Genomic DNA, 4,998 nt, shown 5'->3' on the forward strand with positions numbered 1-4,998 from the left:
TGGTTCTTTGGCCTTCTGGCGCTGACGGGGCTGTTTGGCTTTGTCATCGCCTTGGCGATCTTCATGCTGGCCTTCTTTCGCGTCCGCGCGCAGGTCAGCTGGGGCCAAACACTGACCCTTTCAGCCCTTGCGATCTTGTTGATCTGCGGGCTGGCGTGGGTCTTGAACCGCGATTTCCCGCCGGGTCTTTTGCAAGAGTTCGTGCGTTTGCCATGGCCGTTGACATGACGCGCCACCTTGCATGACCGAAGGCCAACATGACATCAGGTGGCCAACCCGCCTGCGCAAGATGATGGAGCGCGCGACCCATGCTATCGACACCGTTGAGCGATCCGCGCCGCCGCCTCTTGACGGTGGGATTGGCGCTGATCGGCACGGGCGTGTTCTGGGTGCTGTCCTTGCCGCTGCCGTTTCTGTTCGGACCCCTCTTTGCATGTCTTCTCGCGGCATTGGCGGGTGCACCGCTTAAGGGGTTGGGGCAGGTTTCGGTCGCGGCGCGCACGATCTTGGGCGTGGCGGTTGGGGCCTCGCTCACGCCTGAAGTGGTTGCGCGGGTGCCGCAAATGGCGGCGTCGGTTGCGCTGATCCCGCTTTATGTCGCGGTGATCGGGCTGGTGGGCGTGCCCTTCTTTCGCAAGATCTACAAGTTCGACTGGGCGACCAGCTGGTATGCCGCAATGCCGGGCGGGCTACAGGACATGGTGGTCTTCGGGCAGGAGGCAGGGGGCGATGTGCGCGCCCTCAGCCTCATCCATGCGACACGGGTGTTGATCATCATCACGGTTGCGCCCCTGATCCTGACGCTTGGTTTTGGGGTCTCGCTCGACAATCCAATCGGCGCACCAGCGGCAGAGCTCCCCCTGCACGAGATGGCGATCATGGCCGCCGCTGCGCTGATCGGCTGGAAGGGCGGAGAGAAGATCGGGCTTTTCGGGGCCTCGATCCTTGGGCCGATGATCGTCACCGGTGTGTTGTCGCTGACCGACATCATCCATTACCGCCCACCGACCGAGGCGATTCTGGTCGCGCAGTTCATGATAGGGATCGGCATCGGCGTCTGTTATGTCGGTGTGACACTGCACGAAATCCGCCGCGATGTGTCGGCAGGTGTGATCTTTGTGCTGATGCTGGCCGGGCTAGCGGCGCTGTTTACCGAGGTGGTGGTGCTCTTGGGATTGGCGCCCGCGGTGGACGGCTTCATCGCCTTTGCGCCGGGCGGGCAAGCCGAGATGACGATGCTGGCCATCATCGTGGGTGCCGATCTTGGCTATATCATCGTGCATCACCTGACGCGGGTGCTTTTGGTTATTTCAGGCGCGCCGGTCGTGGCGCGACTGATACGGCTGCGAGAGCGGCAGGATCGGGAAAGGGACGGGGAGGGTGAACTGTAAATTTTGCAAATCCGCCAAAAGGGCAAACGATTTGTCCGAATTCCGGCGGTTAGGGCAATCTTGCCCGAGGAGGTGCCGCCGCCCGGCCCGAGCGAACCGTACGGTCTTTGAACAAGATGTTGTTTTATTGATTTCAATGGTTTAATGATTGTAGCGCGTTGGATGCCAGATCCATAAGCTCCGCCACTTGCCCATCGCAAACCCGAGATGACGGCCCTGACGGGGCCTTTTTTTCAAGGGGTTTAGCAAGGCCATCCGACTTTCGGAGACTCGCGGTTTCGCCGAAATTGGTCTCTGAACGCCCCGCGTCTCTTTCCATCCGCCCTTCACCCAAATCGAGACGGATCCGAAATATTTAGCGATTTCAGCATTTTGTCGAAATCGAATTGCGCCGCAGTTAAAGCGGGTTCGTGGGCTCTCGGTGCGAATAGAGACACCCGAAGGCGGCGTTGCTGTGAGTGGTGTCGCGCATTTCTGCCGCGTTGAACTCTGGTGACCGAGCGTTAGGTGGCGAAGCGGAAAAATTGAGATTGGCACCATGACAGACATGCCCCCGACCCGTGCCGCAGGCGAAGAGCTTTTGGCGGCTTTCGCGCCCCGTATGGGGCGGCGCTATGCCAATGGCCGCAATACGGACCACGGACCCGGCGCACATCAGGCAGTTTCAGGGCTATCGCCTTACATCCGGCGCAGGTTGGTGCTGGAAACCGATGTGGTTGCGGCGGCGCTGGCTGGGCATGGACCCGATGACGCTGAAAAATTTGTGCAAGAGGTGATCTGGCGCGGTTATTTCAAGGGTTGGCTGGAACGTCGCCCGCAGGTCTGGGACAGTTATCGCAACGGGCTGGACGCTGATCTGGCCACCCTTGCGCGTGACCGCCGCCTGCGCCGCGATGTGGATCGCGCGATGGCTGGGCAAACGGGTTTGGCGTGCTTTGATGCTTGGGCCACCGAACTGGTGGATACCGGTTATCTCCACAACCATGCACGGATGTGGTTCGCTTCTATCTGGATCTTTACGCTGGGGCTGCCATGGCGGCTGGGGGCTGATTTCTTTTTCCGTCACCTGCTTGATGGCGATGCCGCCTCGAACACGCTGGGTTGGCGCTGGGTGGCGGGGCTGCACACGCGCGGCAAGCCCTATCCGGCCGATGCGCAGAATATCGCCACCTTCACGGCCGGTCGGTTCACCCCGCGACGAAGTGATCTGGCCGAGGTCACGCAAGGTCTTGAGGCAACCGAGCCTGACGGCCTGCCGTCCGTTTTGCCGCTGCGCCCGGTCACGCCACCGCAACCCGGCCGCCCAACGGCCTTGCTGATCACGGATGAGGATTGCCGGGTTGAGGATTTTGACCTTGCTGCATTGGATATCCGAGCGGCGGCTACGCTCAGAACGGGTCATCTGCGATCCCCTCTGCCTGTATCTGGTCTTGTCTTGCGCTTTGAGGATGGTGCGCTGGCGGATGCCGCAGCGCGGGCTGGTGTGGCGTCAGAGGCGATAGAGGCAAACGACCCCGCCGGCTTGGCACGATGGGCGGCGGGTGTGGGTGCCACACAGATCGTGACCCCCTTTGTCACGCGCGGCCCATTGCGCGACTGGCTGGACGAGGCCACCCCGGCTTTGGTCAAGCAAGGCATAACCCTGTGCGAATGGCAGCGTGATTGGGACGCCGCGATATGGCCGCATGCAACAGCAGGGTTCTTCAAGGTCAAACAGAACATCCCCCGCATTCTTGAACAGACAGGTTTGGCATGATCCCTATCACCATCATCGGCGCGGGTATTGCTGGATTGGCCTGTGCGCGACGCCTGACGCAGGCCGGTCTTGCACCCGTCTTGTTGGATAAGGGGCGCGGGATCGGCGGTCGCGTGGCGACCCGACGCGTGGATGCCATGCAATTTGATCATGGTGCGCAATATGTCACCGCGCGCACCCCCAGTTTTGCGGCTGTCCTAGAAGGGTTGCAAACGGCAGGGGCGCTTGTCGATTGGCCGGATGACAACGGGCACCACCGCAGCGTCGGACGGCCCGGCATGTCATCACTGGCCAAGGCGATGGGGCAGGGGCTGGACATCCGGCAGGGCATGCAAGTCACCGGCGTGACACAAACCGGCGCGGGCTGGGACCTGCATTTGGGCGAAACACTCCTGCAAACCAAACGCGTGGTGATCACCGTGCCCGCACCGCAGGTAGCGGGGTTGTTGGGTGCAGATCACCCTTTGACCAAAGCTGCAAGCCCGGTGCGCATGGCGCCCTGCCTCACGCTGATGGCTGCCGTGACCGCGCCTGCGGCTTTTCAAAGCCGCCAAGATCTCGACGATCCGCTGGCATGGATCGCGCATGACAATAGCAAGCCGGACCGCCCGCAAGGGACCGCGCTGTGGGTCGCGCAGGCGGGCCAAGGTTTTTCGGAAATGCATCTGGAGCAAAATCCAACCGCCATCGCGCAGCTCATGCTCCCGTTGCTGTGTGACCGGCTGGGCGTGACAGCCGATCATGTAATCCATGCCGCGGCCCATCGCTGGCGCTATGCCCGCGTGACAGGGGCGCTGGGCCATCCGTTCCTGACCAGCGTGGATGGCACGCTGCATCTGGGCGGCGATTGGTGCATCGGTGCACGGGTCGAGGCTGCATGGCAAAGCGGGACCGCCATCGCCGATGACATTCTGGCGCGCGCATGACCCTGCTGGATGATCCTCGCATTGCGCGCTTTCTGCGCTTGATCCGCGCCGCTCTGCGCCCCCCTCAGGGAGTGGGACGGATCGCGTTTGCGCTGTTCATGGGCTTGCTGTGTCATGCGACCTTCGCGGCGGCGGTGCTATCCATGATCGGGATGATGTTCTTTGGGTTGAGCGAAAGCTTTGGCACGGTGCCTTGGCCTATGGCGGCGCTGGCCAATGCTGCGCTGATCGTGCAATTTCCCTTGGCGCATTCGTTACTCCTGACCGGTCCCGGCGGGCGGTTTCTGGCCCGACTGATCCCCGGCTTGCATGGCAAGACGCTCGCCACGACCACCTATGCCATCATCGCATCAGCCCAACTGCTGGCACTGTTTGTGCTGTGGACGCCGTCGGGTATCGTCTGGTGGCGGGCAGAAGGCGCGGTGTTCTGGGCAGTGGTGGCCGCCTACGGGGCAAGCTGGCTGATCTTGTTGAAGGCCAGCTTCGACGCCGGAGCCGAGGTTCAATCGGGGGCATTGGGGTGGATGTCGCTGATGGCGCGCATAAGGCCCGTGTTTCCTGATATGCCCACCCAGGGGCTGTTCCGCGTCATCCGCCAACCGATTTATGTGGCATTCACGCTCACACTATGGACCGTACCCGTCTGGACGCCCGACCAGCTGGTGCTGGCGATCAGTTTCACGGCCTATTGCCTACTTGCCCCGCGTTTGAAGGAACGCCGCTTTGCCGCCCGCTATGGCAGCCGTTTCGACCATTATCGCGCGGCGGTGCCTTATGCCGTGCCTCGACTAACCCAATCAAAGGATCAGCGCGATGCGCAATGATCTGACGATCCATGACAAGGTGGCGGATCGCTGGTGGTCGGATGACATTCGCTGGGTTCGCACGCTGAGGAATCTGGTACCAGGCCGGCTGGCTTGGTTTG

4 protein-coding genes and 2 pseudogenes are annotated in these 4,998 nt (G+C 61.9%); all 6 read left to right on the forward strand.

The features are described 5' to 3' along the window. Positions 1–228: pseudogene (locus Q0094_RS07145) on the forward strand (tricarboxylate transporter); the annotation flags it as partial. An 80-nt stretch (positions 229–308) separates the two neighbouring features. Beyond that, on the forward strand, positions 309–1,391 hold the full coding sequence (locus tag Q0094_RS07150; protein WP_297616977.1) for an AbrB family transcriptional regulator: 1,083 nt from the start codon (positions 309–311) through the stop codon (positions 1,389–1,391). Positions 1,392–1,929: 538 nt separating this feature from the next. After that, the gene (locus Q0094_RS07155; RefSeq protein ID WP_297616979.1) at positions 1,930–3,147 is read left to right on the forward strand and encodes an FAD-binding domain-containing protein; all 1,218 of its coding nucleotides are present in this window, start codon (positions 1,930–1,932) and stop codon (positions 3,145–3,147) included. Then, positions 3,144–4,073 carry an FAD-dependent oxidoreductase gene (locus Q0094_RS07160; protein WP_297616982.1) on the forward strand — a complete coding sequence of 310 codons (930 nt, stop codon included), beginning with the start codon at positions 3,144–3,146 and terminating at the stop codon, positions 4,071–4,073. The genes Q0094_RS07155 and Q0094_RS07160 overlap by 4 nt, the downstream gene beginning before the upstream one ends. After that, a complete protein-coding gene (locus tag Q0094_RS07165; RefSeq protein WP_297616985.1) occupies positions 4,070–4,897 on the forward strand; it encodes an isoprenylcysteine carboxylmethyltransferase family protein in 828 nt (275 codons plus the stop codon). The genes Q0094_RS07160 and Q0094_RS07165 overlap by 4 nt, the downstream gene beginning before the upstream one ends. Next, positions 4,887–4,998, forward strand: a pseudogene (locus tag Q0094_RS07170) (3-demethylubiquinone-9 3-O-methyltransferase); the annotation flags it as partial. The gene Q0094_RS07165 and the pseudogene Q0094_RS07170, both read left to right, overlap by 11 nt.

Origin of the sequence: uncultured Roseicyclus sp., assembly GCF_937892565.1 — a bacterium.
Taxonomy (GTDB): domain Bacteria; phylum Pseudomonadota; class Alphaproteobacteria; order Rhodobacterales; family Rhodobacteraceae; genus Roseicyclus.